This window comes from Kitasatospora sp. NPDC096147, from assembly GCF_044763225.1.
Classification (GTDB): Bacteria; Actinomycetota; Actinomycetes; order Streptomycetales; family Streptomycetaceae; genus Kitasatospora.
The window spans coordinates 194,921-221,919 of sequence record NZ_JBIWFX010000002.1; the positions used below are offsets into that span (position 1 = coordinate 194,921).

Below are 26,999 nucleotides of genomic sequence, written 5' to 3' on the forward strand. Positions count from 1 at the left end.
GGGAGGACCGCCACCGGGTGGTGCGGACGGGACGGACGCTCCGTCAGCCCAGCTGGGCCACTCCGTTGTTGCCGGCGCCACCACCGGGCGAGGCGGTGTCGCTCGGGCTGGTGCTGGTGCTCGGGCTGGTGCTGGTGGTGGGCCGTCCGGTCGGCCGCCCGGTCGGCTTGGTGCTCGGTGTGGCCGAGGGGGTCGGGCAGAAGCCCGGGACCAGGCAGGGGTCCTTGGTCTCGGTCGGCTTCTCGGTCGGCTTCTCGGAGGGCTTCTCGCTCGGCGGCGCCTCGGTCGGCACGGTGGGCGCCGTCGGCTCGATGGTGGTCGGCGACGGCACCGCGACGGTCTCGGTCGCGGTGGGCGTCGGGCTGGCCGTGGACGGCGCGCCCGAGGAGTCCACCTGCTCGCCGATCTCCTCCGGCTTGGGGAAGTTCTCCTTCGGCTGGCCGTTCAGGATCGTCTTCATGTAGCGGGTGAAGATGTCGGTCGGGAAGTCACCACCGTGGATCTCGTCCTTCTTGGCGGTGCCGTTCAGTGTGAGCAGGCCGGGCTTGCCCGGCTCCTCGCGCCACATGCCGACCGAGGTGACCAGCGAGGGCGTGTAGCCGACCCACCAGGCCGACATGCCCTTGTCGGTGGTGCCGGTCTTGCCGGCGATCGGCCGGTTCAGCGCGTTGGTCTTGGTCCCGGTGCCGTTCTTGGCGACGTTCACCAGCACGTCGGTGACGTTGTCGGCCACCGCCTGCTCCAACACCGGAGTGGGCGTCGGCTTGGTGAACTGCTTCTGCTCGGCGCCCTGGTGGACCACCTTGACCACCGAGTACGGGTCGACCTGGACCCCCCGGGCGGCGAACACCCCGTAGGCCGAGGCCATCCGGATCGCGCTCGGGGTGGAGGTGCCGAGCGGGAAGGAGATGGTCGAGGAGTCGGCCAGGCTCTCCTTGCGCAGGCCCATCCGCTCGGCCAGCTCGCCGACCTTCTTGGTCCCGACGTCCTGGCCGAGCTGGACGAAGGGGACGTTGTAGGACTGCTCCATCGCCTTGCGCAGGGTCACGTAGCCCGGCTTGCTGTTGCCGCTGTTCTTCTGCCGGTAGGGCTTCTTGTCGTCGCCCAGCACCGGCTTGCCGTCCAGGCCGCGGATCTCCGACTTGTCGTCGGCCAGGTAGCGGCTGTCGGCGTTGATCCGCTTGGGCTTGCCGTCCTCGCCGGTCTCGGTCTGCACGCCGTCCTGCATGGCCGCGGCCAGCACGAAGGGCTTGAAGGTCGAGCCGACCGGGATGCCGAAGGTGTCGGCGTTGTCGGTGTGGTGCCCCTTCTCGACCCCGTCACCGCCGTAGATCGCCACGATGGCGCCGTCGCCCGGCAGCACCGAGGCGGCGCCCACCTGCACGAACCTGTCGTTGTCCGGACGCTTGACCTCGTCCAGGGTCTCGGCCCGGAAGTCGTCCACGGACTTCTTCAGGGCGTCCACCTTGTCCCGCTGGAAGGTGGTGTAGATCTGGTAGCCGCCCCGGCCCAGTGCGGCTTCGGTGATGTTCTTGTCCTTGGCCATCACGTACTTGTTGGCCAGCTCGACCATGTAGCTGACCTGGCCGTTCATGCTCGCCGAGACCTTCTTCTCGAGCGGCATGGGGAATTCCTTGCACTCGGCGCGCCGCTCCTTGGTGATCGCGCCGGTGACCACCATCCGGTCCAGCACCTCGTTCCACCGGTTCACCGAGCGGGTCTTGTTGGCCGCGATCGAGGGGTCGTAGTACGAGGCGCCCTTGAGCAGGCCGGCCAGCATCGCGCTCTGACAGAGGTTCAGGTCCTTGGCCGGCACGCCGTAGTACGCCTGGGCGGCGGCCTGGGCACCGGTGGCGCCCCGGCCGAACCAGCTGGTGTTCAGGTAGCCGGTGAGGATCTCCGGCTTGCCCTTCTCCTGGTTCACCTTGAGCGTGATGATCAGTTCCTTGGCCTTGCGGGTCAGGGTCTGGTCCTGGCTCAGGTAGGCGTTCTTCACGTACTGCTGGGTGATGGTCGAGCCGCCCTGGGTCTCACCGCCGCTGGCCATGTTGTAGACGGCCCGGGCGATGCCCTTGGGGTCGATGCCCGCGTCGTTCCAGAAGCTGGCGTTCTCGATCGAGATGGCCGCGTTCTGCAGGTCCTTGGAGATGTCGCCGAGCCCGACCACCTGGCGGTTGGTGTCGCCCTGGCGGGTCATCTCGGTGCCGTCGGCCCAGTAGTAGATGTTGTTCTGCCGCTCCACGGCCGCGTTCAGGTTGGGCACCTCGGTGAAGGCGAAGGCCGCGCCGACCAGCGCCACGCCGGTGCCGAAGAACAGCAGGAAGACCGACAGCTGCAGCTTCCAGGACGGGATCCAGCGCCGCACGCCGGTCTTGCCGAACCTCGGGTAGTCGATGAAGCGCTTCTTTCCGGGCTTGCCCGGACCGCCGCCCTTGCCGCCCCTGGCACCCCGGCCCGGTCCCTCGGCGGCACCGCCCTTCGCCCCGGCTTTCTGGCCCTGGCGGCGCATCTCCGCCCTGGTCAGCCGGGGCTGCTGGGCGGTGGCCCGGGCGGCACCGGCCCGGGGAGCGGCCCCGGCCCGGTCGCCGCCGTACACCGGAGCGCCGTCCGGCGGGGAGCCGTACGCGTACGGACGGCCGCCGTCGGCCCGGTTACCCTGCGGCCCCTGGTCGCCGTCCGGGTTCGGCGACCTGCGGCGGTGTTCGCTCATCTTCCAGCCACTCCTCGGTCCTCGTGCCCGGCCGAACAGAGAGCCCGTGCACACGCGACAGAGTACGCATCCGAAGAACGCACCTAATCGGGCATCAGATGACAACCGGCGCATATCGCCGCCAGATCATTACATGCCCGTTGCCAACCTGGCCCCGAACGGACCTTGACGGATGCTCAGTCCGGCCCGGAGGAATCCTGTGACCTCGTTCACCCATGTCGCTCTTGCTCGTTCCGTGACCCAGGTTTACTGTTCTCGATATATCGAGCCGATACATCGGCACGGCATACGGGGCACGGTGGAAGGAGGCGGGGGAGAGTGAGCAGGCGCTCGGGAGTGCTGGAGTTCGCCGTCCTCGGCCTGCTGCACGACGCCCCCATGCACGGTTACGAGCTCCGCAAGCGGCTCAACGTGCTGCTCGGTTCGTTCCGCGCCTTCTCCTACGGCACGCTCTACCCCTGCCTGAAGAGCCTGGTCGCCCAGGGCTTCCTGGTCGAGGACAACCCGGACGTCGAGTACGTCCCGGCCACCGCGCTGAACGGGAAGCGGTCGAAGATCACCTACCGGCTCTCGCCCGAGGGCAAGCAGCGCTTCGAGGAGTTGCTCGCCGACTCCGGGCCGGACGCCTGGGAGGACGAGCACTTCGGCGTGCACTTCGCCTTCTTCGGCCAGACCGACAAGGCCGTCCGGATGCGGGTGCTGGAAGGCCGCCGGAGCCGGCTGGAGGAGCGGCTGGAGCGGATGCGCAGCTCGATCGCCCGCACCCGCGAACGGTTCGACGACTACACGCTCGAACTCCAGCGGCACGGGCTCGAGTCGGTGGAGCGCGAGGTCCGCTGGCTGAACGAGCTGATCGAGACCGAGCGGGCCAACCGGGCCGGGCGCAGTCCCGGACCGGACGAGATGACTTCGGACGGCCGTGGCCAGGAGGCCGGGTCCTCGGACCCGCCGGGGCCACCGCACGACCGCCCGGGGCGTTCCTGACGGAGCGCCGAACCCGCCGCGCCCCGAGCGTGGGCGGCGGGACTGGGCGCGTCGCGCCCGCCAGAGAAGAGAAGTTGAGCGAGGCCGCCCGTCCGGGCGGCTCTCATGAGATCAGTAGGGAGCAACCGGAATGGGTTCGGTTCGCGTAGCCATCGTGGGCGTCGGCAACTGTGCCGCGTCGCTGGTGCAGGGTGTCGAGTACTACAAGGACGCCGACCCCGCCGGCAAGGTCCCCGGGCTGATGCACGTGCAGTTCGGCGACTACCACGTCCGTGACGTGGAGTTCGTCGCCGCGTTCGACGTCGACGCCAAGAAGGTCGGCTTCGACCTGGCCGAGGCCATCGGCGCCAGCGAGAACAACACCATCAAGATCTGCGACGTGCCGCCGACCGGCGTCACCGTCCAGCGTGGCCACACCCTCGACGGCCTGGGCAAGTACTACCTGGAGACCATCGAGGAGTCGGACGCCGCTCCGGTCGACGTCGTCCAGGCCCTGAAAGACGCCCGGGTCGACGTCCTGGTCTGCTACCTGCCGGTCGGCTCGGAGAAGGCGGCGAAGTTCTACGCCCAGGCCGCCATCGACGCCAAGGTCGCCTTCGTCAACGCCCTCCCGGTGTTCATCGCCGGCACCAAGGAGTGGGCGGACAAGTTCACCGAGGCCGGCGTGCCGATCGTCGGTGACGACATCAAGTCCCAGGTCGGCGCGACCATCACGCACCGCGTGATGGCCAAGCTGTTCGAGGACCGCGGTGTCATCCTCGAGCGCACCATGCAGCTGAACGTCGGCGGCAACATGGACTTCAAGAACATGCTCGAGCGCGAGCGCCTGGAGTCCAAGAAGATCTCCAAGACCCAGGCCGTCACCTCGCAGATCCGCGACCGCGAGCTGGGCGCCAAGAACGTCCACATCGGCCCGTCGGACTACGTCGCCTGGCTCGACGACCGCAAGTGGGCGTACGTCCGCCTCGAGGGCCGCGCCTTCGGCGACGTCCCGCTGAACCTCGAGTACAAGCTCGAGGTCTGGGACTCGCCGAACTCGGCCGGTGTCATCATCGACGCCGTCCGCGCCGCCAAGATCGCCCTGGACCGGGGCATCGGCGGCCCGATCCTCTCCGCCTCCTCGTACTTCATGAAGTCGCCGCCGGTGCAGTACTTCGACGACGAGGCCAAGGAGAACGTGGAGAAGTTCATCCGCGGCGAGGTCGAGCGCTGACCACGGCTCTCCTCCTGAGCCCCTGAACGAGGGTCCTGACGTCACGTCAGGACCCTCGTTCGCTTCGCCGGGGGATGTTTCACGTGAAACCGCGCCCGGCGTCGTGGCACCCTTGGCGGGTGGATCGGACGGGGAACGGCACCTCACTCAGCGCACTGCTCCGGGGTGCGGACTTCCGGCGACTGCTCACCGCGCGGGTGCTCTCCCAACTCTCCGACGGTGCCTTCCAGGTCTCGCTCGCCTCCTACGTGGTGTTCTCCCCGGAGCGCCAGACCAGCCCGGCCGACATCGCCTCGCTGTTGCTGGTGCTGCTGCTGCCGTTCTCGCTGGTCGGCCCGTTCGCGGGGGTGCTGCTGGACCGCTGGCGCCGCCGCCAGGTGCTCTACCTGGGCAACCTGGCCCGGGCCGGGCTCGGCCTGCTGACCGGCGCGCTGCTGCTGGCCCGGGCCCCCAGCTGGCTCTTCTTCCTGGCCGCCCTGCTGGTCACCGCGCTCAACCGGTTCATCCTGGCCGGGCTCTCCGCCTCGCTCCCCCGGGTGGTCCGGCCCGAGCAGCTGGTCACCGCCAACGCGCTCTCCCCCACCCTCGGCACGGTGGCCGCCACGGCCGGCGGCGGCCTGGGCTTCCTGGTCCACCGGTTCGTGCCGCCCGGCGCCACGGCGGACGCCCTGCTGGTCACGGCCGCCGCGCTGCTCTACCTGTGCGCCGCGCTCTCCGCCCTGCGGATGAGCCCCGACCTGCTCGGCCCCGACCAGCACCCCGACCGGCCGCCGCTGCACCGGACCCTGCTGGTGGCCGGGCGCGAACTCGCCGACGGCGTACGGCACCTGGTCCGGGACTGCCGCCCGGCCAGCCACGCGCTGGCCGCCATCACCGCCGTCCGGTTCTGCTACGGCATCCTGGTGGTCACCGTGCTGATGCTGGCCCGGAACACCTTCAACGACCCCTCGGACGTGGACGCCGGCATGGCCACCCTGGCCAAGGCGGTGGCCGTCTCGGCGGTCGGCTTCTTCCTCGCCGCGTTGATCAGCCCCTGGTGCACCCGGCGCTTCGGCCTGACCGGCTGGCTCGCCGGCTGCACCGGCGCGGCGGCGGTCCTGGTGCCCGCCCTCGGCCTGACCTACGCGCTGGTCCCCTGCCTGCTCGCCGCCCTGCTGCTCGGCCTGGTCACCCAGTCGGTCAAGATCTGTGCCGACACGGTGGTCCAGGAGTCCGTCGAGGACGCCTACCGGGGCCGGATCTTCGCGCTCTACGACGTGCTGTTCAACCTGGCCTTCGTCGGCGCCGCCGCCGTCACCGCCGTCTTCCTCCCCCTCGACGGCCGCTCCGTCCCGCTGATGCTCGTCACCGCCCTGCTCTACGCGGTCACCGCCGCCCTCTACGCCCGTTCGGCCCGCACCCGCTGACGCCCCCTCACCCGTGCCCGCCCCGACCCGCCGAGCACCACCCGCTCCAGCCGCTCCACCCGGCCGCACACCTCGTCCAGCTTCCGGCTGTTCCGGCCGACCTCCAGCACCAGCGCGTTCAGCACCGGCACCACCGCCGTCCCGATCACCTCGCGCACCACCTCCCCCGCCACCCGCGCGACCGCCGCGTCCACCGACCCCTCGGGGTACCGCGACCGGTTGTCCACAGGCCGGTGCACAGGGTTGTCCACAGGCTGCAGGCGGTAGTGCTGCTCCGCGTCCAGCAGGTGGCACCGCACCTGACGTGCGGTTTCGCTGTCCCGCAGCAGCATCGCCACGTTCAGCACGGCCCGGCGGCTGAACAGCGCGAGCGACCTGGCGCGGGACCGGATCCCACAGAGTTGCTTGAAACAGCTCAGTTCGCCGCCCTCGATCGTCCGGTACCCGGCGGCCTCCAACTCGCCCCGGTGATCGTGGATCACCGCCTTGATCACCGTCTCGCCGACCCCGAAGTACCGCGCCACTCCCTCGGTGGTGACGTGCACCCCGTCCGGCAGCACCGCCAGCGCCTTCACCCGGTCCAGCACCTCCACCCGCTCCGCGACCACCGCCCGCATCGTCGGGGACTCCAACAGCACCGCGTCCACGGCCATCACCGTGCCCCTCTCCGGAGGACGGGTCCGTCCCGCCTCCGCGAACAGCGCACCACGCCCGCCCAACCACCCGCCAGATCCCGGCAGTTGGAGCACACCATCGAGCGGATCCGCTAAAGCGACAGGTGTTCAGGCGATCTTGGAAAAGCCCCGATGATCACGGCCAGGCGTCATTTCCCCCACCGCCCGGGAAACTCCCTACCGGTGGAACACCCCCGCCCGATAGCTTTCGGCGTTCTCTCTCACCACGCGATCCATTCCGGGGGATTCCCTTGTCCGTTCCGCCGCCCCAGCACGTCCCGCTGCCGCCCGGCCCGTTCTGCCGGTTCTGCGGCTCCGCACCCGCCGTCGAGGCGACCATCCGGGGCCACCAGGGCTTCCTGGTGATCATGAAGTTCCTCAAGCTGGAGGGGCCGTTCTGCCGCAGCTGCGGCATCGCGGCGCACCGCGACATGACGGCGAAGAGCCTCTGGCAGGGCTGGTGGGGCATCGCCTCCGCCGTCATCAACCCGGTCACCATGCTGATCAACATTCCCCAGCGCCTGAAGATCAACAAGCTGGCCGAGCCCATCCCCGGCGCCCCCGGCCAGCCGATGAACCCGGGTCGGCCGGTGCTCCGCCGCCCGGCCGCGCTGGGCATCCTGCTCCCGGTGCTGGCGGTCGGGGCGCTCGGCTACTCGCTGGCCGGCGACCCCGACTACGCCTCCGTCGGCGACTGCGTGCACAACCGCCACATGGCCGTGCAGGCCGACCAGTCGGACAGCGACCCCGACGTGGTGGTGCTGGACTGCAGCGACCCGAAGGCCGAGGCGCGGATCGTCGGCAAGGTGGACGACGCCGCCGACGAGAAGCTGTGCGACCGCTTCCCCAGCTCGGACGGCTCCTTCATCGCGCAGCAGGGCAGCCGGAAGTACACCCTCTGCCTGGACTTCCTGAAGGACTGACGTGCCGTGGGGGCGTCCGCACCGGACGCCCCCACCGGACGCCCCCACTGACTTCCTGACGGGAAGTCAGTCCTGCTCCGCCCACCACGCCCGGAGCGCGGCCACCGCCGCCTCGTGCTCCATCGGCCCGTGCTCCAGCCGGAGTTCGAGCATGTGCTTGTAGGCGCGGCCGACCTGCGGGCCGGGCTTGAGGTCGAGCAGCTCCATGATCTGGTTGCCGTCCAGGGCGGGGCGGACGGCGTCCAGCTCCTCCTGCTCCCGCAGGACGGCGATCCGCTCCTCCAGGGAGTCGTACGTCCGGGAGAGGGCGGCGGCCTTCTTGCGGTTGCGGGTGGTGCAGTCGGAGCGGGTCAGCTTGTGCAGCCGCTCCAGCAGCGGGCCGGCGTCGGTGACGTAGCGCCGCACCGCCGAGTCGGTCCACTCCCCGCCGCCGTAGCCGTGGAACCGCAGGTGCAGCTCGACCAGCCGGGAGACCTCCTCGACCATCTCCTTGGAGTACTTGAGCTCGCGCATCCGCCGACGGGTCATCTTGGCGCCCACCACCTCGTGGTGGTGGAAGGAGACCCGCCCGTCGGACTCGAAGCGGCGGGTGCGCGGCTTGCCGATGTCGTGCAGCAGCGCGGCCAGCCGCAGCACCAGGTCCGGCCCGTCCTGCTCCAGCGCGATGGCCTGCTCCAGGACGGTCAGCGAGTGCTCGTAGACGTCCTTGTGCCGGTGGTGCTCGTCGCTCTCCAACTGGAGGGCCGGCAGCTCGGGCAGCACGTGGCCGGCCAGGCCGGTGTCGACCAGCAGCCGCAGGCCCTTCACCGGGTGCTCGGCCAGCAGCAGCTTGTTGAGCTCGGCCTGCACCCGCTCGGCGGAGACGATGGCGATCCGCCCGGCCATCGCGGTCATCGCGGCGACCACCTCGGGCGCCGGGGTGAAGTCCAGCTGGGCGGCGAAGCGGGCGGCCCGCAGCATCCGCAGCGGGTCGTCGGAGAAGGACTCCTCCGGGGTGGCCGGGGTGCGCAGCACCCGGGCCTCCAGGTCGTCCAGCCCGTGGTGCGGGTCGACGAAGGAGCGGTCGGGCAGGTCCACCGCCATCGCGTTGACGGTGAAGTCCCGGCGGACCAGGTCCTCCTCGATGCTCTCCCCGTAGCTCACCTCGGGCTTGCGCGAGGTGCGGTCGTAGGACTCGCTCCGGTAGGTGGTGATCTCGATCAGGAAGGAGCCGCCGTCGGCGGTGTCCTTGCGGGCGCCGACCGTGCCGAAGGCGATGCCGACGTCCCAGACCGCGTCCGCCCAGCCCTTCACCAGCTTGAGCACCTGCTCGGGGCGGGCGTCGGTGGTGAAGTCGAGGTCGTTGCCGAGCCGGCCGAGCAGCGCGTCCCGGACCGAACCGCCGACCAGGGCCAGCCGGTACCCGGCCGCCCGGAAGCGTCCGGCGATCTCGTCCGCCACCGGGGAGACCCGGAGCAGCTCTTGGAGGCCCCGGGCCTGGGCCTCGGTCAGACCTGGGGCGGCGGCGCGGACGGCTTCGGTGCTGGGCAGCGGGGCGCGGACGGACTCGGCGCCGGGGGCGTTGGCAGTGGACACGGCTCACAAGGGTACGTGGCCGCCCCCGCCGTCCGCCGCCCGGTTTCGTCCGGTTCACCCGGAACCCGTCACCGGGGCCCCCGCGTCCTCCATCCGGACGGGCGCCCGGACTCCGGTCCCCGGGCCCCGTCGGCCGGTCACGCCCCGTGAGCTCCCGGCCCGCAACACCAGCGCCCCACCGGCCTCGTTACCATGCCGGTGGTGAGATCCGGCCCGGGCCACGGCTGCCGTCACGGCGTCCCCCGCCCGGTCCGGTGCGTGGTCATCGAGTTCCTTCGGTGCCTCGCCAGTTCCTTCCGATCCAGAGCCCTCCGAACCAGAACGGCGAGGTCGACACGCGTGGGTGAGCCGGTGCGGCAGCAGGGGCAGAGCGCGACGGGCCGGTCCCGGTGGAGCCGATGGGTCCGGCCGCTGTCCGGGCTGCTGGCGGCGGGTGCCCTGCTGACCTGCGGCACGCTGCCGGCCTCGGCCCGGACGGCCGCCGTGGCCGGTCACCCGGCCGCCCCGGCGCTGCCCGCCGCCTCGGCCGAGTACCCGGCGGTGGTCTCGCTGGACTCGGTGACGCCCCGGGCGGTCACTCCGCAGGACCGGGTCACCGTCACCGGGCGGATCACCAACGGCGGCCCCGCGCCGATCAAGGACGTCGAAGCGGGCCTGCGCACCGCCCGCAGCATCGGCAACCGGAGCACCATCGACGCCGTCACCCGGCGCAACGACCCGCAGCAGTTCGCGGACGGCACCTCGATCACCGCAGGCCGGGAGAAAACGGGCACGCTCGCCCCGGGCGAGAGCCGCGCGTTCACCGTGAGCCTCCCGGTCGCCGACCTCAAGCCGTCCAGGGGCGGGCTGCTGGAGCTCGCGGTGGACGCGATCGGGCGCACCCAGGACGACGACGAGGCCCGTCCGCTGGGCATCGGCCGGACCTTCCTGCCCTACACCACCGAGCCGAACACCCACCCGACCCAGCTCGCGGTGGTCTGGCCGATCACCCACGCCCCGGCACTGGTCGCCCAGAGCATGGGCACCGAGAACGACCAGACGGCGGTGCTGCGGGACGACTCGCTGGCCACCGAGCTCGCACCCGGCGGACGGCTGTACCAGCTGGTGCAGACCGGCAAGGACCTGGCCGGCCTGACCTGGGTGATCGACCCGGACCTGCTGGACACCGTGCTGGCGATGACCCGGGGCTACCAGGTGCAGAAGCCGGGCACCGCCGGTGAGTCGGCCAAGCCGGAGAACACCGTGGCCGGGGCCGGCCGGGATGCCGCCACCGAGTGGCTCAAGCTGCTCCGCACGGCGGTGGGCACGGCCGGCAGCCAGGTGGTCTCGCTGCCGTACGCCGATCCGGACCTGGCCTCGATCGCGCACAACGGCGAGGGCCTGTCCGGCATGGACACCGCGCTGCGCAAGGCCCAGACCGCCGGTGAGGTGACCACCGAGGGCCGCCTCTCGGTGAACATCAGCTCCAACGTGTCCTGGCCCTACCAGGGCCAGCTGGACCAGCAGGTCGCGGCACTGGCCCGGTCCACCGGCAACAGCCTGGTGCTGGCCAACGGCCGGTCGCTGCCCGACGACCGGCTCGACTACACCCCGAACGCGGCCCGCCCGATCGGCAACGGGCAGACCGCCGTGGTGGCCGACGCCACCGTCTCCGAGCTGTTCCAGCAGGACCTGAGCACCCCTCAGGCGCAGAACGCGACGATCCAGCGCTTCCTGGCCGAGACCATGGTGATCAACCATCAGCGGCCGGACACCCGCACCCTGCTGGTGCTCCCCCCGCGCAACCTCGGGACGGCCGCCGCCGACACCCTGGCCAAGTCGGTGGCCGCCGCCCAGCAGGGCGGCTGGGCCAAGCTGGTGGGCCTGGCCGCCGTGGCCAACGCCCCGGCCGACCCGAACGCCAACTCCGCCGTGCCGAGCCCCGGCCAGTACCCGCACCAGCTCCGGGCCGGCGAGCTCTCCACCGAGACGCTGGCCCAGGTGATGGGCATCCAGGGCAAGCTGGACCAGCTGCTCTTCATCCTCACCCAGCCGCAGAAGGTGCGGGGGCCGTTCAACGCGGCGATGGTCCGCTCGATGTCCACCGAGTGGCGCGACCAGGGCCCGGCCGGCTCCACCTACCGGGCCGGGGTGCAGAACTACCTGGACAACCTGATCGGCGCGGTCAAGCTCACCCCCAAGAGCACGGTCACCCTCGCAGGTGACAACGGGATCGTCCTGGTCAGCATGAAGAACGACCTCAACCAGGCGGTCGGCAACCTCCGGATCCGGCTCACCTCCAGCCAGCCGAACCGGGTCTTCGTCAGCCGCCCCGAGCCGGTGGTGGTCGAGGCGGTGACCAGCCGCACCCTGCGCTTCAACGCCAAGGCGAAGAGCAACGGCCCGGTCCCGATGACCGCCCAGCTGGAGACCACCAACGGCCGCCCGTACGGCGAGCCGATGGCCTTCACGGTGGAGGTCACCTCGGTCACCTCCGGCGTGCTGTACGTCATCGGCGGCGGCGTGCTGCTGATGCTGCTGGCCGGCGTCCGCTTCACCCTGCAGCGGCGCAAGCGGGCGGACGAGCCGCACGAGGACCCGGAGGCCCTGCTGGAGGCCCCCGGCACGGCCGGTGCCGGGAACGACCGCGCGGCCGGTGCGGGCGCCACGGAGGCTGCGGGCGGCGCAGACCGCGCGGCCTCCGCCGGGACCGCCGACCGGGGCGGCGAGCAGTCCGGCACACCGGCCGGTGCGCGGGCCGCCGCGACCGGAGGCACGCCGCAGGAGAGCGGCGCAGGTGCCGGGGAACACGCCTCCGGTGATGAGAAGGTGGGTCACTGAGGCCGCCCCGCACGGGCGGCCGTACCCGACCAGCGATGAGGTGGCATGAGCGGGCCGCGCGAGGACCGAGCACAGGGCCGTGAGCAGGGGCGCGCGGCCGGGCCGGACGGCCCGGCGGCGCAGCCCGCCGACTGGTACCTGGCGGACACCTACGCCCAGGACCCGTACGCCGTCGACCCCTACCCGACCGAGCCCGGTCCGGACCCGTACGGGCTGCGCGCCCCGGCCACCGCCGTACCGCCGCAGCACACCGCTCCGGAGGCTCCCGCCGACCCGGCTCCGGGCGCCCCCGCCGGGACCGGGACGGCGATGCCGGCGGCGGACGCCCAGGAGGCACCCGCCGACCCGCAGACCCTGCGGCTGCACCGGCCGACGGCCCGTCAACTCCCCGCCGAGCCCGACCTGACCGCCCCCGCCCCGCGCTGGGCCTCGCTGGCCGCCGAACCGGTCGCCGTCCCCGCCGCACCCGCCGCACCCGCCGCCGACCCCGCCGACCCGGCCGCCGAGTACGTCGGCGTCGACGGCCTGCTGACCGCCGCGGGCGGCTCGGGCACCACCCCGACCGGGGACCCGGGCACCCGCCGCCCCGGCACCCCGGCCGAGCCGTACGTCCCCCCGATCGAGTTCGACCCGCCGCTCTCCGAAGCCGAGGCGATCGGCCCGCCCGCCACTCCGCTGGCGCCCCCGATCGCGGCCGGGCCGGCCGACGGAGCCGATGCCGGACCGGCTGCCGGGCCCAAGGCACCGGGCGGGGGCAAGGTGGCCGGGCTGGTCAACTCCAGCGCCCTGATGGCGGCCGGCACCCTGGTCTCCCGGGGCACCGGCTTCCTGCGCACCATGGTGATCGCCGCCGCGATCGGCGTCGGCACCATGGGCGACTCCTACAACGCCGCCAACACGCTGCCCACCCTGCTCTACATCCTGATCGGCGGCGGCGCGCTCAACGCGGTCTTCGTCCCGCAGCTGGTCCGCGCGATGAAGAACGACCCGGACGACGGCACCGCCTACGCCAACCGGCTGCTCACCCTGGTGATGACCGGCCTGGCCGGGGTGACCTTCCTGGCCGTGCTCGGCGCCCCGCTGCTGGTGCAGCTGATCTCGCACTCGCTGATGAGGGACCCGGCCAGCGCGGACACCACCGTGGCCCTGGCCCGGTACTGCCTGCCGACCATCTTCTTCATGGGCGTGCACGTGGTGATGGGTCAGATCCTGAACGCCCGGGGCCGGTTCGGCGCGATGATGTGGACCCCGGTCCTCAACAACGTCGTGGTGATCTTCACCTTCGGGATGTACATCTGGGTCTACGGCACCTTCCAGCACAGTGAGGTGACCCCCGGGACCATCGCCCCCGAGGGCATCCGGCTGCTCGGCCTCGGCACCCTGCTGGGGCTGGCCGTCCAGGCCCTGGCGATGGTGCCCTACCTGCGGGCCTCCGGCTTCCGCTTCCGCCCCCGCTTCGACTGGCGCGGCCACGGCCTCGGCAAGGCCGCCCGGCTGGCCAAGTGGACCTTCCTGTTCGTGCTGGCCAACCAGGCCGGCTACCTGGTGATCACCCAGCTGGCCACCGCCGCCGGCGCCCGCGCCGAGGCCGACGGCCACCTGGGCGTCGGCCTGGCCGCGTACTCCAACGCCCTGCTGATCTGGCAGCTGCCGATGGCCGTGATCACCGTCTCGGTGATGAGCGCGGTGCTCCCCCGGCTCTCCCGCTCGGCCGCCGACGAGGACGCCGGGGCGGTCCGGGACGACCTCTCCTACGGCCTGCGCACCTCGGCGGTGGCGATCGTGCCGGCCGCCTTCCTGTTCCTCGCCCTGGGCCCGGTGATCGGCAGCGCGATCTACGGCCTCGGCAACGGCGGCGCGGTGGCGCACGGCACCACCGCGATCGGCTACATGCTCTCCGCCTTCGCCCTGGGCCTGATCCCCTACTCGGTCCAGTACGTGCTGCTGCGCGGCTTCTACGCCTACGAGGACACCCGCACGCCGTTCGCCAACACCGTCTGGGTGGCGGGCTGCCAGGCGGCCTTCGCGGTGCTCTGCTGGTACCTGCTGCCGTCCCAGTGGGCCGTCACCGGAATGGCCCTCGGCTACGGCCTCGCCTACGCCGTCGGCGTGGCGGTCGCGGTGCCCAGGCTGAAGGCCCGGATCGGCGGGCTGGACACCGGACGGATCGCCAAGACCTACGTCCGGCTGGCGATCGCCTCGCTGCCCGCCGCCGCGGTCGGCGCGGGTCTCGGCTTCCTGCTGCACGAGCTGCTCACCGGCGCGCTCGGCGACTGGCCGGGCTCGGTGGTCACCCTGGTGCTGGCGGGCGGCGCGCAGCTGGCCGTGTTCGGTCTGATCGCCCGTCGGATGCGGATCGAGGAGCTGACCGCGATGATCGGTATGGTGCGCGCCAGGCTGGGCCGCTGACCCTCCGTCAGTCCGTGCGGTGGCTCTCCCGGGCCTGCGCAAGCCACCGCACGGTGAACTCCGGCCCGCCGAGACCGTAACGCAACCGGTCGGTTCGCCCAGCGGTCGTAGCAGGGGAGGAACAGTGGGCACAATTGTCCCGGCACGACGGCGCCCCGCGGGGTCGGACGGACGGCCGACTTTCCGGGACCCGGGACGATGCAAGGGGAGGCAGGACAACGGTGGCTGATGGCACCAAGGCGGTAGTGGACACGTCCACGACGGACGAGGCGGCGGTGGCCACCGCACTCGGAGACCTCTCCGACCTCCGCTCCGACGGGCCGGTGGAGCGGGCGGCCGAGGCCACCGCACCGCTCTCCTCCGCCGAGATCGCCGCCGAACTCACCGACCGCGCTCCGGCACCGGACCGCACGACTCCCAAGACCGGCACCACCAAGAACGGCAGCACCAAGACCGGCACCACCAAGAACGCCACCGAGGACGACGCCGGGACCACTCCGAAGGCGAACTCCAAGGACACGTCCGGAACCCCGGAGGACGGCACCCCCGAGGAGGCCGCCGCGACCCTCCGGAAGGCCGTCCGAGCATCGGCGACCGCCACCGCCGCCACGTCCGAGGAACTGGCCGCCACCATCGACCAGCCGACCGGCGAACTGCCGCTGCTCCGCCCGGCTCCGCTGCGGCACAGCGGGGACCGGATCGCCGACCGGTACCGGCTGGAGGACTGCATCACCCAGTCCGAGCACTTCAGCAGCTGGCGCGCGGTGGACGAGAAGCTCCGCCGCCCGGTCGGCGTGCACCTGCTGGCGGCCGGCCACCAGCGCGCCCGGGGGGTACTGGCCGCCGCCAAGTCGGCCGCCCTGCTGAACGACCCGCGCTTCGTCCAGGTGCTCGACGCGGTCCAGGACGGCGACCACGTCTACGTGGTCCGGGAGTGGCTGCCCGGCGCCTCCGATCTGGCCCACCTGCTCGCCGAAGGCCCGTTGGAGCCCTACGAGGCGTACCAGATGGTCCGTCAGGTCACCGACGCCATCGCCGCCGCGCACCAACGCGGCCAGGCCCACCTGCGGCTCACCCCCAGGTGCGTGCTGCGCACCGACAGCGGCCAGTACCGGATCAACGGCATCGCGGTGGACGCCGCCCTGCGCGGGCTGCCCGGCGAGGACGGCGAGGACGCCGGGGTCACCGACACCCGGGCCATCGGAGCGCTGCTGTTCGCCGCCCTGACGCACCGTTGGCCCTACCCGGAGGACCGCTACGACCTCCAGGGGGTGCCCAAGGGCCTGGACTGCGTCCCGCCGGAGCAGGTGAAGGCCGGGGTCCACAAGGGCCTCTCCGAGCTGGCCGCCCGGGCCCTGTGCGAGCACCCGCCGCACCACCAGGATCCGATCACCACGCCGGAGGAGCTGGCCAAGGCGATCGCGCTGATGCCGAGGATCCGTCAGCCCGAGCAGCCCGCCCCCTCGTTCGCGCCGCCGCCGCCCCGGCCGCACCGGGCCCAGCTGCCGCCCGGTCGGCCCGCGCCGCACACCCTGCCGCCGCACCCCGCGCAGCACACCGTGCCGCCGAACCACGGGCAGCCGCCGGCCGCCGAGACCGCCCTGCACCACCAGCCGTCCCGCCCGCGCCGACCCCGGCTGCGCCGACTGGTCCGGGTGACCACCTCGGTGGTCGCGCTCGCCGTCATCGGCGTGGCCTCCTGGCAGCTCGTCAGCAACTACCGGGACCAGCCGGACGACGGCGGCAAGGACACCACCCCGACCTCGGGCCCGACCGCCACCGGCACTCCGGCCGCCCCGCCGGGCAAGAACCTCACCATCGCGGGGATGTCCTCCTTCAACGCACTGGGCAACGACGCCGAGCACACCAGCGAGGTGCCGTTCGCCTTCGACGGTGACCCGGCCACCAGCTGGTCCACCTCGGGCTACAACGACGACCTCGGCGGCGCCTACCGGGCCGGCACCGGCCTGCTGGTGGACCTGGGCAGTGAGCAACAGGTCGGCTCGGTGCAGGTCCTGCTCGGCGGCCCCGGCAAGATGGAGCTCTACGCCCAGCCCAAGGACACCACCACCGCCCCCCGGGTCAGCAAGGACGGCCTGGCCTCCTTCGGCTCCGCGCAGGCCGTCCAGCAGGGAACTCAGCTGGAACTCAAGCCCGGCCAGCCGCTGACCACCCGTTACCTCTTGCTCTGGCTCACCAGCATCCCCAAGGATGTGGACGGCAGGTACCGCGGCCGGATCGCCGAGGTGAAGGTCACCGGCTGACGGGGCGAGAGGGGGTGGCGGTGACGGAGGAACTGCCCGACGCCACCCTGCTGGCGCGGCATGCGGCCGGGGACCCGGACGCCTTCGGGGTCCTGGTGGCCCGCCACCGGGACCGGCTCTGGGCGGTGGCCCTGCGCACCCTGGGCGACCGCGAGGAGGCCGCCGACGCCCTTCAGGACGCCCTGGTCTCGGCCTTCCGGGCCGCCCACACCTTCGAGGGCCGGTCGGCCGTCACCACCTGGCTGCACCGGATCGTGGTCAACGCCTGCCTGGACCGGGCCCGCCGCGCAGCCAGCCGCCCGGCCACCCCGCTGGACCGGGAGGAGCACCGGCTGGACCACCTGTTGGGCAGCGCCGAGGCCACCGAGACGGTGGTGGTCCGGGCCGAACTGCAGCGGGAGGTGACCGCCGCGCTCGGTGCCCTGCCGCCCGACCAACGGGCCGCCCTGGTGCTGGTGGACATGCAGGGCTACGGGGTGGCCGAGGCCGCCGAGGTGCTCGGCGTGCCGGTCGGCACGGTGAAGAGCCGGTGCGCCCGGGGCCGGGCCAAGCTGCTGCCGCTGGTGCGGCACCTGCGTGTGGTTTCACGTGAAACCGGATCCACCGACCCGGACGCCCCCGCCCCCTCCTCCGATGCCTCCCCCGACTCCGGTGCACGGCGCGGGCCACGACCCGGGACACGGAGCGGCGACGTTTCACGTGAAACGGCGGCCGGGAACCGGAACGCCGCTCCGCCCGTCCCAGAGCAGCCGAGCCCCGGCCAGGCCCTGAGAGGAGACGTGACCCCGCGATGACCCCCTCCTCCCCGTCCTCGCCCACCGGTCCCTGGTCCGGCACCGACCACCCCGAGGTCGACCTGCTGGCCGACCTGGCCGAGGGGCTCACCGACCCGGCCACCACCGACACCCTCGGGGCGCACCTGGACGACTGCCCCGAGTGCGCCGACACCCTGGCCGCACTGGCCGAGGTCGGCGAACTGCTGGGCTCGATGCCGTCCCCCGAGCTGCCCGCCGGGGTGGCGGAGCGGATCGACGCCGCACTGGCCGCCGAGGCCATCGCACCGACCGTCCGCCCGGCCGCCCCGCTGATCCTCCCGGCGGGGCGCCCCGGGCCCCCGAACCCGGCCTCGACCCCGACCCCGGCCTCGACCCGGCCCCGGGACGGACGACCGCGCCGCCGTCGGGTGCCCCGCCGGGCCCTGATCGGCACCGCCGTCGCCCTGCTCGGGATCGGCCTATTCGGCGGCCTGCTGCGCGCCCTGCCCGACCCGTCGGCCCACGACACCACGGCCGCCAGCGGAGCGGCCGGGACCCACGCGGACGCGAAGGCGACCGCGGCCACCCGCTTCACCGAGCAGGAGCTGCCCGCACAGGTCCGGCGACTGGTCGCCGGCCGGGGCCCTGCCATCGCCCCCGGGAAGGGCCCGGGCGCCTCGGCCCCCGCCGAACAGCCGGGCGCCGGCGACGGCGGTGACCACCCGACGGTGCCGTCCTCGCCCGCACCGACCCCTCCCGCCGCACCCTCCCCCGCACCGTCCTCCCCGGCCCCCTCGGCAGGCATCGCCTCCGCCGGGGGCACCGAGGAGGCCGGGAGCCCCTCCTGCCCCGGTCTGCCGCCCGGCCGGCCGCTGGCCGAGGCCCCGGGCGACTACGCCGGGGAGCAGGTGACCGCCCTGGTCTTCCCGCTCGGCCCGGACCGCTACGACACCTACCTGGTCGCCCCCGGCTGCCGCGTCCTGCTGCACCGCACCGTCCCGGCCGGCTGACCGCTCGTCGACCCGCCGGAGAGGCGGCGTCCGGGTGACGTCGTCCCACCCGGCTGCCCACTCTGCGGGCGTCTGGCACGGCCCGGCCCGGGAATGCGGGAGACTGGTCAGTCGTTGTCCCCGGCGGCGGAGCAGGACCGCCCTCCCGCTCTAGCGCGGGCCCGCGATGCGAACCAGGAGAAGCAGTGAGCGACGTCCGTAACGTGATCATCATCGGTTCCGGCCCCGCCGGTTACACCGCTGCGCTGTACACCGCCCGCGCCTCCCTCAACCCCCTGGTCTTCGAGGGTGCGGTGACGGCCGGCGGCGCGCTGATGAACACCACCGAGGTCGAGAACTTCCCCGGCTTCCGGGACGGCATCATGGGCCCCGAGCTGATGGACAACATGCGGGCCCAGGCCGAGCGCTTCGGCGCCGAGCTGATCCCGGACGACATCGTCGCGGTCGACCTCACCGGCGAGATCAAGACCGTCACCGACTCCGAGGGCACGGTGCACCGGGCCCGCGCGGTGATCGTCACCACCGGCTCGCAGCACCGCAAACTCAACCTGCCGAACGAGGACAAGCTGTCCGGTCGCGGCGTCTCCTGGTGCGCGACCTGCGACGGCTTCTTCTTCCGCGACCAGGACATCGCCGTGGTCGGTGGCGGTGACACCGCCCTGGAGGAGGCCACCTTCCTCTCCCGCTTCGCCAAGTCGGTCACCGTGGTGCACCGCCGGGACAGCCTGCGCGCCTCGAAGGCGATGCAGGAGCGCGCCTTCGCGGACCCGAAGATCACCTTCGCCTGGGACAGCGCGGTCGAGGAGATCCACGGCGACCCGAAGCTGAGCGGTCTGACCCTGCGCGACACCACCACGGGCGAGAAGCGCGAGCTGCCGGTCACCGGCCTGTTCATCGCGATCGGCCACGACCCCCGCACCGAGCTCTTCAAGGGCCAGCTGGAGCTGGACGCCGAGGGCTACCTCAAGGTCGAGGCCCCCTCCACCCGGACCAACCTGCCCGGCGTCTTCGGTGCCGGTGACGTGGTGGACCACACTTACCGCCAGGCCATCACCGCCTCCGGCACCGGCTGCGCCGCCGCGCTGGACGCCGAGCGCTACCTGGCCGCACTGGACCACGAGGCCGCCCAGGCCGCCGCCGTCGCGGTCTGAGCGAGCCCGAGAAACAGAACAGCGCCGCGCGTTGTTCTCATCAGCACACCCCCGTCCTGACCTTTAGGAGTTCCCGTGGCCGGCGCCACCATCAACGTGACCGACGCGACCTTCGACGCCGAGGTCCTCAAGAGCGACAAGCCCGTCCTGGTCGACTTCTGGGCCACCTGGTGCGGCCCGTGCCGCCAGGTCGCCCCGATCCTGGAGGAGATCGCCACCGAGCACGGTGAGAAGCTCACCGTCGCCAAGCTGGACGTGGACGCCAACCAGGGCACCGCTGCCCAGTACGGCGTGATCTCCATCCCGACGCTGAACGTGTACCAGAACGGCGAGCTGGTGAAGAGCATCACCGGCGCCCGTCCGAAGGCCGCGCTGCTCCGCGAGCTGGCCGAGTACCTCTAGGGGTCACCACCCCCTGACGACGGAGGGGCCCACGGTTCGACACCGTGGGCCCCTCCGTCGTTCCCTGCCGTCCCCCATCGCTCCGCACCGCTCCCCGTCACCCTCCGCCGGCCCGTCAGAACGGTCGCAGCGCGGGCTCCTTGCGCGCCCCTCCCCTGGCGCCGCCCAGCAGCCGCTCCAGCGCGGTCTCCACGTCGCCCTTCCAGGAGAGCGTGGAGCGCGCCTCCAGCCGCAGCCGCGGGTACCGGTGGTGCGGCCGGACGGTCTTGAAGCCGACCGCCCGCAGGTGGTCGGCCGGCAGCAGACAGCTCGGCACCTCCCGGCCGGCCGCGCCGAACGCCTCCACCGCCTTGAAGCCCCGGGCCACCAGGTCCTTCACCACCGTCTGCACCAGCACCCGCCCGATCCCCTGCCGCTGGTAGCCGGGCAGCAGCCGACTGACCATCAGCTGCACCGCGTCGGGCGAGACCGGGCTGGTCGGGAAGGAGGCCGAGCGCGGCACGTAGGCCGGCGGGGCGTAGAGCACGTAGCCGACCGGCCGCTCGTCCACGTAGACCACCCGGCCGCAGGAGCCCCACTCCAGCAGCACGGCGGAGATCCAGCCCTCCTTCTCCAGCTCCGGCTTGCCGGACTCCTCGGCCGCCTTGCCGCTCACCGGGTCCAGCTCCCAGAAGACGCAGGACCGGCAGGGCAGCGGCAGGTCCGCCAAGTTGTCCAGCGTCAACGGAACGATCCTTCGCCCCACGCCCGATGCCTCCTCCGTGCTCCCCCGCCGGCACCCTCCGACGGTCCGTCAGCCCACCGGAACACTCTCACCCCGAACGGCGACGGGTGCATGTTTCACGTGAAACATGCACCCGCGCAGCTGCTGTCGGTCCGGGGCGGTCAGCTCCCGGAGAGCCGGAGGCCCTCCTCGCCCGGGGCCAGGCTGTCCAGGATCCGGTTCAGGTCGTCCACCGAGGCGAACTCCAGCACCACCTTGCCCTTGCCCAGCCGTCCGTTGCGCTGCGAGACCTCGACCTTGACCCGGGTCTCGAAGCGGTCCGAGAGCCGCGCCGAGAGGTCGTTGAAGGCCGGCGAGATGAGCTTGCCGGCCTTCGGGCCGCCGGCCCGCTGCGGCTTCTGCTCCTGGTCCATCACCGCGACGATCTCTTCGGTGGTGCGCACCGAGAGCCCCTCCGCGATGATCCGGCGGGCCAACTGGTCCTGCGCCTCGGCGTCCAGCACGCCGAGCAGCGCCCGGGCGTGACCGGCCGTCAGCACCCCGGCGGCCACCCGGCGTTGGACCGTGGGCGAGAGCTTCAGCAGCCGCAGGGTGTTGGAGACGTGCGAGCGGGAGCGGCCGATCCGGTCCGCCAGCTCGTCGTGGGTGCAGGAGAAGTCGCGCAGCAGCTGGTCGTAGGCGGCGGCCTCCTCCAGCGGGTTCAGCTCGGCCCGGTGCAGGTTCTCCAGCAGCGCGTCGAGCAGCAGCTTGTCGTCCTCGGTGGCCCGGACGATGGCCGGGATGAGCTCCAGCCCGGCCTCCCGGGAGGCCCGCCAGCGCCGCTCGCCCATGATCAGCTCGAACCGGCCGACCGCGGTCTGCCGGACCACCACCGGCTGGAGCAGGCCCACCTCCTTGATGGAGGCGACCAGTTCGGCCAGCTTGTCCTCGTCGAAGACCTCGCGCGGCTGGCGCGGGTTCGGCGTGATGGAGTCCAGCGGCAGCTCGGCGAACCGGGCCCCGGCGACCGGGGCCAGCGCGGTCAGCTCGTCCTCCAGGGCACTCCGTCCGGCCGGGACCGCGGTGTCCCGGGCCAGCTCGGCCGCCACCTTGGCGGCCACCGTGCCGCGGTCGGTGGGCAGCAGCGGGACCGCGCTGGGCGAGACGGCACCGGGCGACGCCGCCGGCCCCCCAGCACCGGCCGGGACGGCGGCCGGCGCCGTCGCGGGCGTCGCCGCCGGAATCAGTGCCCCGAGCCCACGTCCCAGGCCCCTGCGCCCACCACTCACCGGTTGTCCTCCATCGTGCTGCCGTGCTGTGCCATCGGAGCCGCCGCGCCGGTGCGCTGCTGCCCCAGGGCGGCCCCGGACTGCTGTCCGGGCACCGCCGTCCCCGCTGCCCGCAGGGCGAGTTCGCGTGCCGCCTCCAGGTAGGAGAGCGCCCCGGTGGAACCGGGGTCGTAGGTCAGCACGGTCTGTCCGTAACTGGGTGCCTCGGAGATCCGGACCGAGCGCGGGATCGCCGTGCTCAACACCTCCTGGGCGAAGTGCGTCCGGACCTCCTCGGCCACCTGGGCGGCCAGCCGGGTCCGGGCGTCGTACATGGTGAGCAGGATGGTGGAGACGTGCAGCGCCTGGTTCAGGTGCGCCCGGACCAGCTCGACGTTCCGGAGCAGCTGACCGAGGCCCTCCAGCGCGTAGTACTCGCACTGGATCGGGATCAGCACCTCCTGGCCGGCCACCAGGGCGTTGACCGTCAGCAGCCCGAGCGAGGGCGGACAGTCGATCAGGATGTAGTCCAGCGGCTGCTCGTAGGCCGCGATGGCCCGCTGCAGCCGGCTCTCCCGGGCCACCAACGAAACCAGCTCGATCTCGGCACCGGCCAGGTCGATGGTGGCGGGCACGCAGAACAGCCCCTCCACGTCCCGGACCGGCTGCACCACGTCGGCCAGCGGCTTGCCCTCGACCAGCACGTCGTAGATCGACGGCACCTCGGCGTGGTGGTCGATGCCGAGCGCGGTGGACGCGTTCCCCTGCGGGTCGAGGTCGACCACCAGCACCCGCAGACCGTGCATGGCGAGCCCGGCGGCCAGGTTCACGGTGGTGGTCGTCTTGCCGACGCCACCCTTCTGGTTGGCCACCACGATCACCCGGGTGGCGGGCGGCCTGGGCAGTCCTTCGCCGGCTCGTCCGGCAGCCGCCACCGCAGCCATGGCGGCCCGTGCGATGGGCGTGTCATCGACCTGGTCGATGGTCTCCGAGTCCTGCATGGGGGTCAGTGTTTCACGTGAAACCGGAGCGGCAACAGTCACCGCCCGGCTGCGGCCGAGGATTCCGGAAAGCAGTGAGCGACGTTTCACGTGAAACACCATGCCCGCTATGTCGGAAATCTGACGGTGCGACACTCCGATTCCCGGTCCCGTGCCCCCGTGCGCCCCCTGAACGCGCGGAGCGGGCACCCGTCCGGGTACCCGCTCCGCGGAAGTGAACAGTCGGCGAACCCCGGTCCGCCGCCCCGGCCTCAGCGCCGGCGCCGCCCGGTCCCGCCCCGGCCGGTGCCCTCACCGGTCCGCGGACCACGCCCGGCCCGGGCCGCCTTGGCCCGCCGGGTGGCCGCCTTCACGCCGCCGGGGCTCTCCCCCGCCTCCACCCGGACCACCCGGGTCGAGGTCTCCAGGGCGCCCTCGCCGACCGCGATCACCGACCACTTCACCGCACCGAGCTTGGTCAGCGCCGACCGCGAATCCGCCAGCTCCTGCTCGGCGGTGTCGCCCTTGAGCGCCAGCATCTGCCCGTACGGGCGGAGCAGCGGCAGCCCCCAGCCGGCCAGCCTGTCCAGCGGTGCCACCGCGCGCGCGGTCACCACGTCCACCGAGAGCTTGCCGACCATCTCCTCGGCCCGCCCGCGCAGCACCGTGACGTTGGTCAGCTCCAGCTCCCGCACCACCTCCTCCAGGAAAGTGGTGCGCCGCAGCAGCGGCTCCAGCAGGGTCACCGAGACGTCCGGGCGGGCCATCGCCACCGGAATGCCGGGCAGCCCGGCCCCCGAACCCACGTCGCAGAGCGAGGCGTTGGGCGGCAGCAGCTCGGCCAGCACCGCGCAGTTCAGCACGTGCCGGTCCCAGAGCCGGGGCACCTCGCGCGGCCCGATCAGGCCGCGCTGCACCCCTGCCGTGGCCAGCAGCTCGGTGTAGCGCACGGCAACCGGAAGCCGGTCCCCGAAGATCTGCTGCGCCGCCGCCGGAGCCTCGCCCGGCCCCTGCGGTTCGTCCCCCGCCGGGCCGCCCTCGGTCGCCACGCCGTCCGTGTCCATCTCAGCCTCTCCGCTCACCGTCTCCACTCACCCGCGATACCGGACACTCTGTCACGGTGGCGCCGTTTCACGTGAAACAGCGCTGTTCTGACACCCGCTCAGCCCTGAGCGCCGACGACCCCGCCCGCACGAGGCGGACGGGGTCGTCGGACCGGACCGGCTGCGGCGCGCTCAGCGCGGCAACACGACCACGCAGCGCTGGGGCTCCTCGCCCTCCGACTCGCTGCTCAGGCCGGCCGCCGCCACCGCGTCGTGCACCACCTTGCGCTCGAACGGCGTCATCGGGCGGAGCTTCACCGGCTCGCCGGTCGACTTCGCCCGCTCGGCCGCCTCGGCCCCGAGCTCCGCCAGCTCCGAACGCTTGCGCGCCCGGAAGCCCGCGATGTCCAGCATCAGGCGGCTGCGCTCGCCGGTCTCGCGGTGCACCGCCAGCCGGGTCAGCTCCTGCAGCGCCTCCAGCACCTCGCCGTCCTGGCCGACCAGTCGCTGCAGCGAGCGGTCGTTGCCCTCACCGACGATGGAGACCAGGGCACGGTCGCCCTCGACGTCCATGTCGATGTCGCCGTCCAGGTCCGCGATGTCGAGCAGACCCTCGAGGTAGTCGGCCGCGATGTCGCCCTCCTGCTCCAGGCGCGAGACCAGGGTGTCGGTCGAGGACTCGGCGGCGGAGGTGGTGCCTTCCGTCACTGGTGGACTCCTTCGGGAATGGGCCCTCGGGTGGGGCCGAGAACGAAGTTCGGGGGGCCGCTACCGGCCGGGGTGGAGCCGGTCAGGACTTCTTCTTCGGCCGCTGGCCGCCCTGCTGGCCGCCGCGCTTCGGCTGCTGCCGCTGGCCGCCCCGGGCGGCAGCGGGCTTGGCCGCACCGTCCTTCGCGGCGGGCGCACCGGCCGTACCGGAGCCCTTCTCCAGGTTGGCCTTGGGCTGCTCGGCCACCGCCGACCCGGCGTCCTCGACGGCGGTGCCCGCCTGGGCGCCGGTGTGCTGGCGCTGCGCCTTGGTGGTCTTCTTCGGCTGCTGCCGGCGGACCTGGGCCGCCTCCTGGACGACTGCCCCGGCCTCGACCTCGACACCCTTCTTGGCCCCGCCGCCGGAGAACAGCGCCAGCAGCCCGCCCTTGCTGACCGAACCGTCCGGGTTGAGCCGGCCGGCCTTCTTCAGCCGGGCCTGCCGCTCGGCGAACGCCGGGGAGCCGGGCGTCGGGTTGTTGCGGATCACGATCAGCTGCTGGCCCATCGACCAGACGTTGGTGGTCAGCCAGTAGAGCAGCACGCCGACCGGGAAGTTGATGCCCATCACGGCGAACATGATCGGGAAGATGTACATCAGCATCTTCTGCTGCTGCATGAACGGCGTCTTGACCGTCAGGTCCATGTTCTTGGTCATCAGCTGCCGCTGCGTGATGAACTGCGACAGCGACATCAGGATGATCATCACCGCGGTGACGACCTTGACGCTGACCTCGTCGCTCTTCAGGAAGGTCGCGGAGAGCGGCGCCCCGAGGATGTGCGCCTGCTGGGCGCTGTGCAGCAGCGAGGTGTTGATGACGCCGATGGTCTTGCCGTCGGCGACCGAGGCGAGCACACCGTAGAGCGCGGTGAAGAACGGCGCCTGCACGAGGATGGGAAGGCAGCTGGAGAACGGGTTGGTACCCGCCTCCTTGTACAGCTTCATCATCTCTTCGGACTGGCGCTGCTTGTCGTTCTTGTAGCGCTCCTGGATGGCCTTCATCTTCGGCTGGATCGCCTGCATGGCCCGGGTCGCCTTGATCTGCTTCACGAAGAGCGGGATCAGGCAGATCCGGATGACGATCACCATCGAGACGATGGCCAGGCCCCAGGCCCAGCCGCCGTCCGGATCGAAGACGTGGCTGTACAGCGAGTGGAACTGGACGATGATCCAGGACACCGCTGTGTAGAGGGGACTCAGAAAACCGAAGGTCACCGGTCAGACTCCTTGGACATCGGGCTAGCCACCGGCTCTGGCCCGGCGGTCCCGCTCGGGGGGCTCAGCAGATCGCGCAGCCGACGGTGCCAGACCGGATGCTTGCGCGGCGGTACATGGTCGACCCCACCGGGGGACCACGGATTGCATCGCAGGATGCGCCAGGCGGTCAGACCGCCGCCCTTGATCGCGCCGTGCGTCCTGACCGCCTCGTACCCGTAGTGGGAGCACGAGGGGTAGTAACGGCAGACCGGCCCGAGCAGGGGACTGATGGTCCACTGGTAGAGCCTGATCAGCCCCATCAGCAGGTACTTCATCGCCCTGCTCCCGTCGGCGCGGTGGCGGCCGGCTCCGCCCGGAGCAGCCGGCGGAGCGCCGCGTCCAGGTCCTGTTCGAGATCGAGGTACGAGGCCGCCCCCGCCGGGGGAAGCGCGCGCACCACGATCAGGCTACCTGCGGGCAGCATCGCCAGTCGCTCACGGACCAGGTGACGCAGCCGACGCTTCACCAGGTTGCGCACCACGGCGGGGCCGACGGCCTTGCTCACGACGAAACCCGCACGCGCCGAAGGGGGCCCCTCGGCGACGTGCGGGCTGGTGATGTCGCTGTTCCGGTCGGCCGGCCCCCCGGTGGTCCCGTCTCTGTTGAGGTGGACCACCAGCAGGGGCCGACCGGCCCGGCGACCACGTTTCACCGCGGTCGCGAAGTCCTGGCGCCGCCGCAGCCGATTCTCGGAGGGCAGCACT

22 protein-coding genes are annotated in these 26,999 nt (G+C 72.3%); 11 read left to right on the forward strand and 11 right to left on the reverse strand.

Going from position 1 to position 26,999, the window contains the following annotated elements; genetic code table 11:
* Positions 1-43: 43 nt before the first annotated feature.
* Positions 44-2,710, reverse strand: a complete 2,667-nt coding sequence (locus tag ACIRBX_RS06365) for a transglycosylase domain-containing protein (protein WP_402294057.1) — start codon at positions 2,708-2,710, stop codon at positions 44-46.
* Between the two features lie 318 nt (positions 2,711-3,028).
* Between ACIRBX_RS06365 and ACIRBX_RS06370 the strand changes: the two genes are divergently transcribed.
* The 3 genes from ACIRBX_RS06370 to ACIRBX_RS06380 all read left to right on the forward strand — a co-directional run bounded on the left by ACIRBX_RS06370 (position 3,029) and on the right by ACIRBX_RS06380 (position 6,313).
* Positions 3,029-3,694: a helix-turn-helix transcriptional regulator gene (locus ACIRBX_RS06370; protein WP_402294058.1), complete on the forward strand. Its 666-nt coding sequence runs from the start codon at positions 3,029-3,031 to the stop codon at positions 3,692-3,694.
* A 130-nt stretch (positions 3,695-3,824) separates the two neighbouring features.
* A complete protein-coding gene (locus tag ACIRBX_RS06375) occupies positions 3,825-4,907 on the forward strand; it encodes an inositol-3-phosphate synthase (protein WP_402294059.1) in 1,083 nt (360 codons plus the stop codon).
* 119 nt (positions 4,908-5,026) lie between these two features.
* Positions 5,027-6,313, forward strand: coding sequence for an MFS transporter (locus ACIRBX_RS06380; protein ID WP_402294060.1), 1,287 nt, complete (start codon positions 5,027-5,029; stop codon positions 6,311-6,313).
* Here the strand turns inward: ACIRBX_RS06380 and ACIRBX_RS06385 are convergent.
* Complete coding sequence (locus tag ACIRBX_RS06385; RefSeq protein ID WP_402294061.1) at positions 6,286-6,966, reverse strand: restriction endonuclease; 681 nt, start codon at positions 6,964-6,966, stop codon at positions 6,286-6,288. The genes ACIRBX_RS06380 and ACIRBX_RS06385 overlap by 28 nt on opposite strands.
* Positions 6,967-7,238: 272 nt before the next feature.
* Here ACIRBX_RS06385 and ACIRBX_RS06390 point away from each other — a divergent pair, with 272 nt between their 5' ends.
* Positions 7,239-7,910 carry a hypothetical protein gene (locus ACIRBX_RS06390; protein ID WP_402294062.1) on the forward strand — a complete coding sequence of 224 codons (672 nt, stop codon included), beginning with the start codon at positions 7,239-7,241 and terminating at the stop codon, positions 7,908-7,910.
* Between the two features lie 66 nt (positions 7,911-7,976).
* Here ACIRBX_RS06390 and ACIRBX_RS06395 read toward each other — a convergent pair whose 3' ends face one another.
* Positions 7,977-9,440, reverse strand: a complete 1,464-nt coding sequence (locus ACIRBX_RS06395; protein WP_402295252.1) for a CCA tRNA nucleotidyltransferase — start codon at positions 9,438-9,440, stop codon at positions 7,977-7,979.
* Between the two features lie 384 nt (positions 9,441-9,824).
* On the opposite strand from ACIRBX_RS06395, the gene ACIRBX_RS06400 reads away from it, so the two are divergent.
* From ACIRBX_RS06400 to trxA, 7 genes are all read left to right on the forward strand, one after another.
* Complete coding sequence (locus tag ACIRBX_RS06400; protein WP_402294063.1) at positions 9,825-12,305, forward strand: DUF6049 family protein; 2,481 nt, start codon at positions 9,825-9,827, stop codon at positions 12,303-12,305.
* A 45-nt stretch (positions 12,306-12,350) separates the two neighbouring features.
* The gene (gene murJ, locus ACIRBX_RS06405; protein WP_402294064.1) at positions 12,351-14,714 is read left to right on the forward strand and encodes a murein biosynthesis integral membrane protein MurJ; all 2,364 of its coding nucleotides are present in this window, start codon (positions 12,351-12,353) and stop codon (positions 14,712-14,714) included.
* Between the two features lie 245 nt (positions 14,715-14,959).
* Positions 14,960-16,978, forward strand: a complete 2,019-nt coding sequence (locus tag ACIRBX_RS06410) for a protein kinase family protein (RefSeq protein WP_402294065.1) — start codon at positions 14,960-14,962, stop codon at positions 16,976-16,978.
* Positions 16,979-16,992: 14 nt separating this feature from the next.
* Positions 16,993-17,772: an RNA polymerase sigma factor SigM gene (sigM, locus tag ACIRBX_RS06415; protein ID WP_402294066.1), complete on the forward strand. Its 780-nt coding sequence runs from the start codon at positions 16,993-16,995 to the stop codon at positions 17,770-17,772.
* On the forward strand, positions 17,769-18,743 hold the full coding sequence (locus tag ACIRBX_RS06420) for a hypothetical protein (protein WP_402294067.1): 975 nt from the start codon (positions 17,769-17,771) through the stop codon (positions 18,741-18,743). Before sigM ends, ACIRBX_RS06420 begins: the two co-directional genes overlap by 4 nt.
* Positions 18,744-18,928: 185 nt before the next feature.
* A complete protein-coding gene (gene trxB, locus ACIRBX_RS06425; protein ID WP_402294068.1) occupies positions 18,929-19,894 on the forward strand; it encodes a thioredoxin-disulfide reductase in 966 nt (321 codons plus the stop codon).
* A gap of 75 nt (positions 19,895-19,969) precedes the next feature.
* Positions 19,970-20,296, forward strand: a complete 327-nt coding sequence (trxA, locus tag ACIRBX_RS06430) for a thioredoxin (protein WP_345290523.1) — start codon at positions 19,970-19,972, stop codon at positions 20,294-20,296.
* Positions 20,297-20,411: 115 nt separating this feature from the next.
* Here trxA and ACIRBX_RS06435 read toward each other — a convergent pair whose 3' ends face one another.
* The 8 genes from ACIRBX_RS06435 to rnpA form a co-directional block, all read right to left on the reverse strand.
* Positions 20,412-21,041, reverse strand: coding sequence for a GNAT family N-acetyltransferase (locus tag ACIRBX_RS06435; protein ID WP_402294069.1), 630 nt, complete (start codon positions 21,039-21,041; stop codon positions 20,412-20,414).
* Positions 21,042-21,181: 140 nt separating this feature from the next.
* The gene (locus ACIRBX_RS06440; protein WP_402294070.1) at positions 21,182-22,288 is read right to left on the reverse strand and encodes a ParB/RepB/Spo0J family partition protein; all 1,107 of its coding nucleotides are present in this window, start codon (positions 22,286-22,288) and stop codon (positions 21,182-21,184) included.
* Complete coding sequence (locus tag ACIRBX_RS06445; RefSeq protein WP_402294071.1) at positions 22,285-23,370, reverse strand: ParA family protein; 1,086 nt, start codon at positions 23,368-23,370, stop codon at positions 22,285-22,287. Before ACIRBX_RS06445 ends, ACIRBX_RS06440 begins: the two co-directional genes overlap by 4 nt.
* 149 nt (positions 23,371-23,519) lie before the next feature.
* On the reverse strand, positions 23,520-24,311 hold the full coding sequence (gene rsmG / locus ACIRBX_RS06450) for a 16S rRNA (guanine(527)-N(7))-methyltransferase RsmG (RefSeq protein ID WP_402294072.1): 792 nt from the start codon (positions 24,309-24,311) through the stop codon (positions 23,520-23,522).
* A 171-nt stretch (positions 24,312-24,482) separates the two neighbouring features.
* Positions 24,483-24,998, reverse strand: coding sequence for a protein jag (locus ACIRBX_RS06455; RefSeq protein ID WP_402294073.1), 516 nt, complete (start codon positions 24,996-24,998; stop codon positions 24,483-24,485).
* 82 nt (positions 24,999-25,080) lie between these two features.
* A complete protein-coding gene (yidC, locus tag ACIRBX_RS06460; RefSeq protein WP_402294074.1) occupies positions 25,081-26,253 on the reverse strand; it encodes a membrane protein insertase YidC in 1,173 nt (390 codons plus the stop codon).
* Complete coding sequence (yidD, locus tag ACIRBX_RS06465; RefSeq protein ID WP_402294075.1) at positions 26,250-26,570, reverse strand: membrane protein insertion efficiency factor YidD; 321 nt, start codon at positions 26,568-26,570, stop codon at positions 26,250-26,252. The genes yidC and yidD overlap by 4 nt, the downstream gene beginning before the upstream one ends.
* Positions 26,567-26,998, reverse strand: a complete 432-nt coding sequence (rnpA, locus tag ACIRBX_RS06470) for a ribonuclease P protein component (protein WP_402294076.1) — start codon at positions 26,996-26,998, stop codon at positions 26,567-26,569. Before rnpA ends, yidD begins: the two co-directional genes overlap by 4 nt.
* Position 26,999 lies beyond the last annotated feature (1 nt).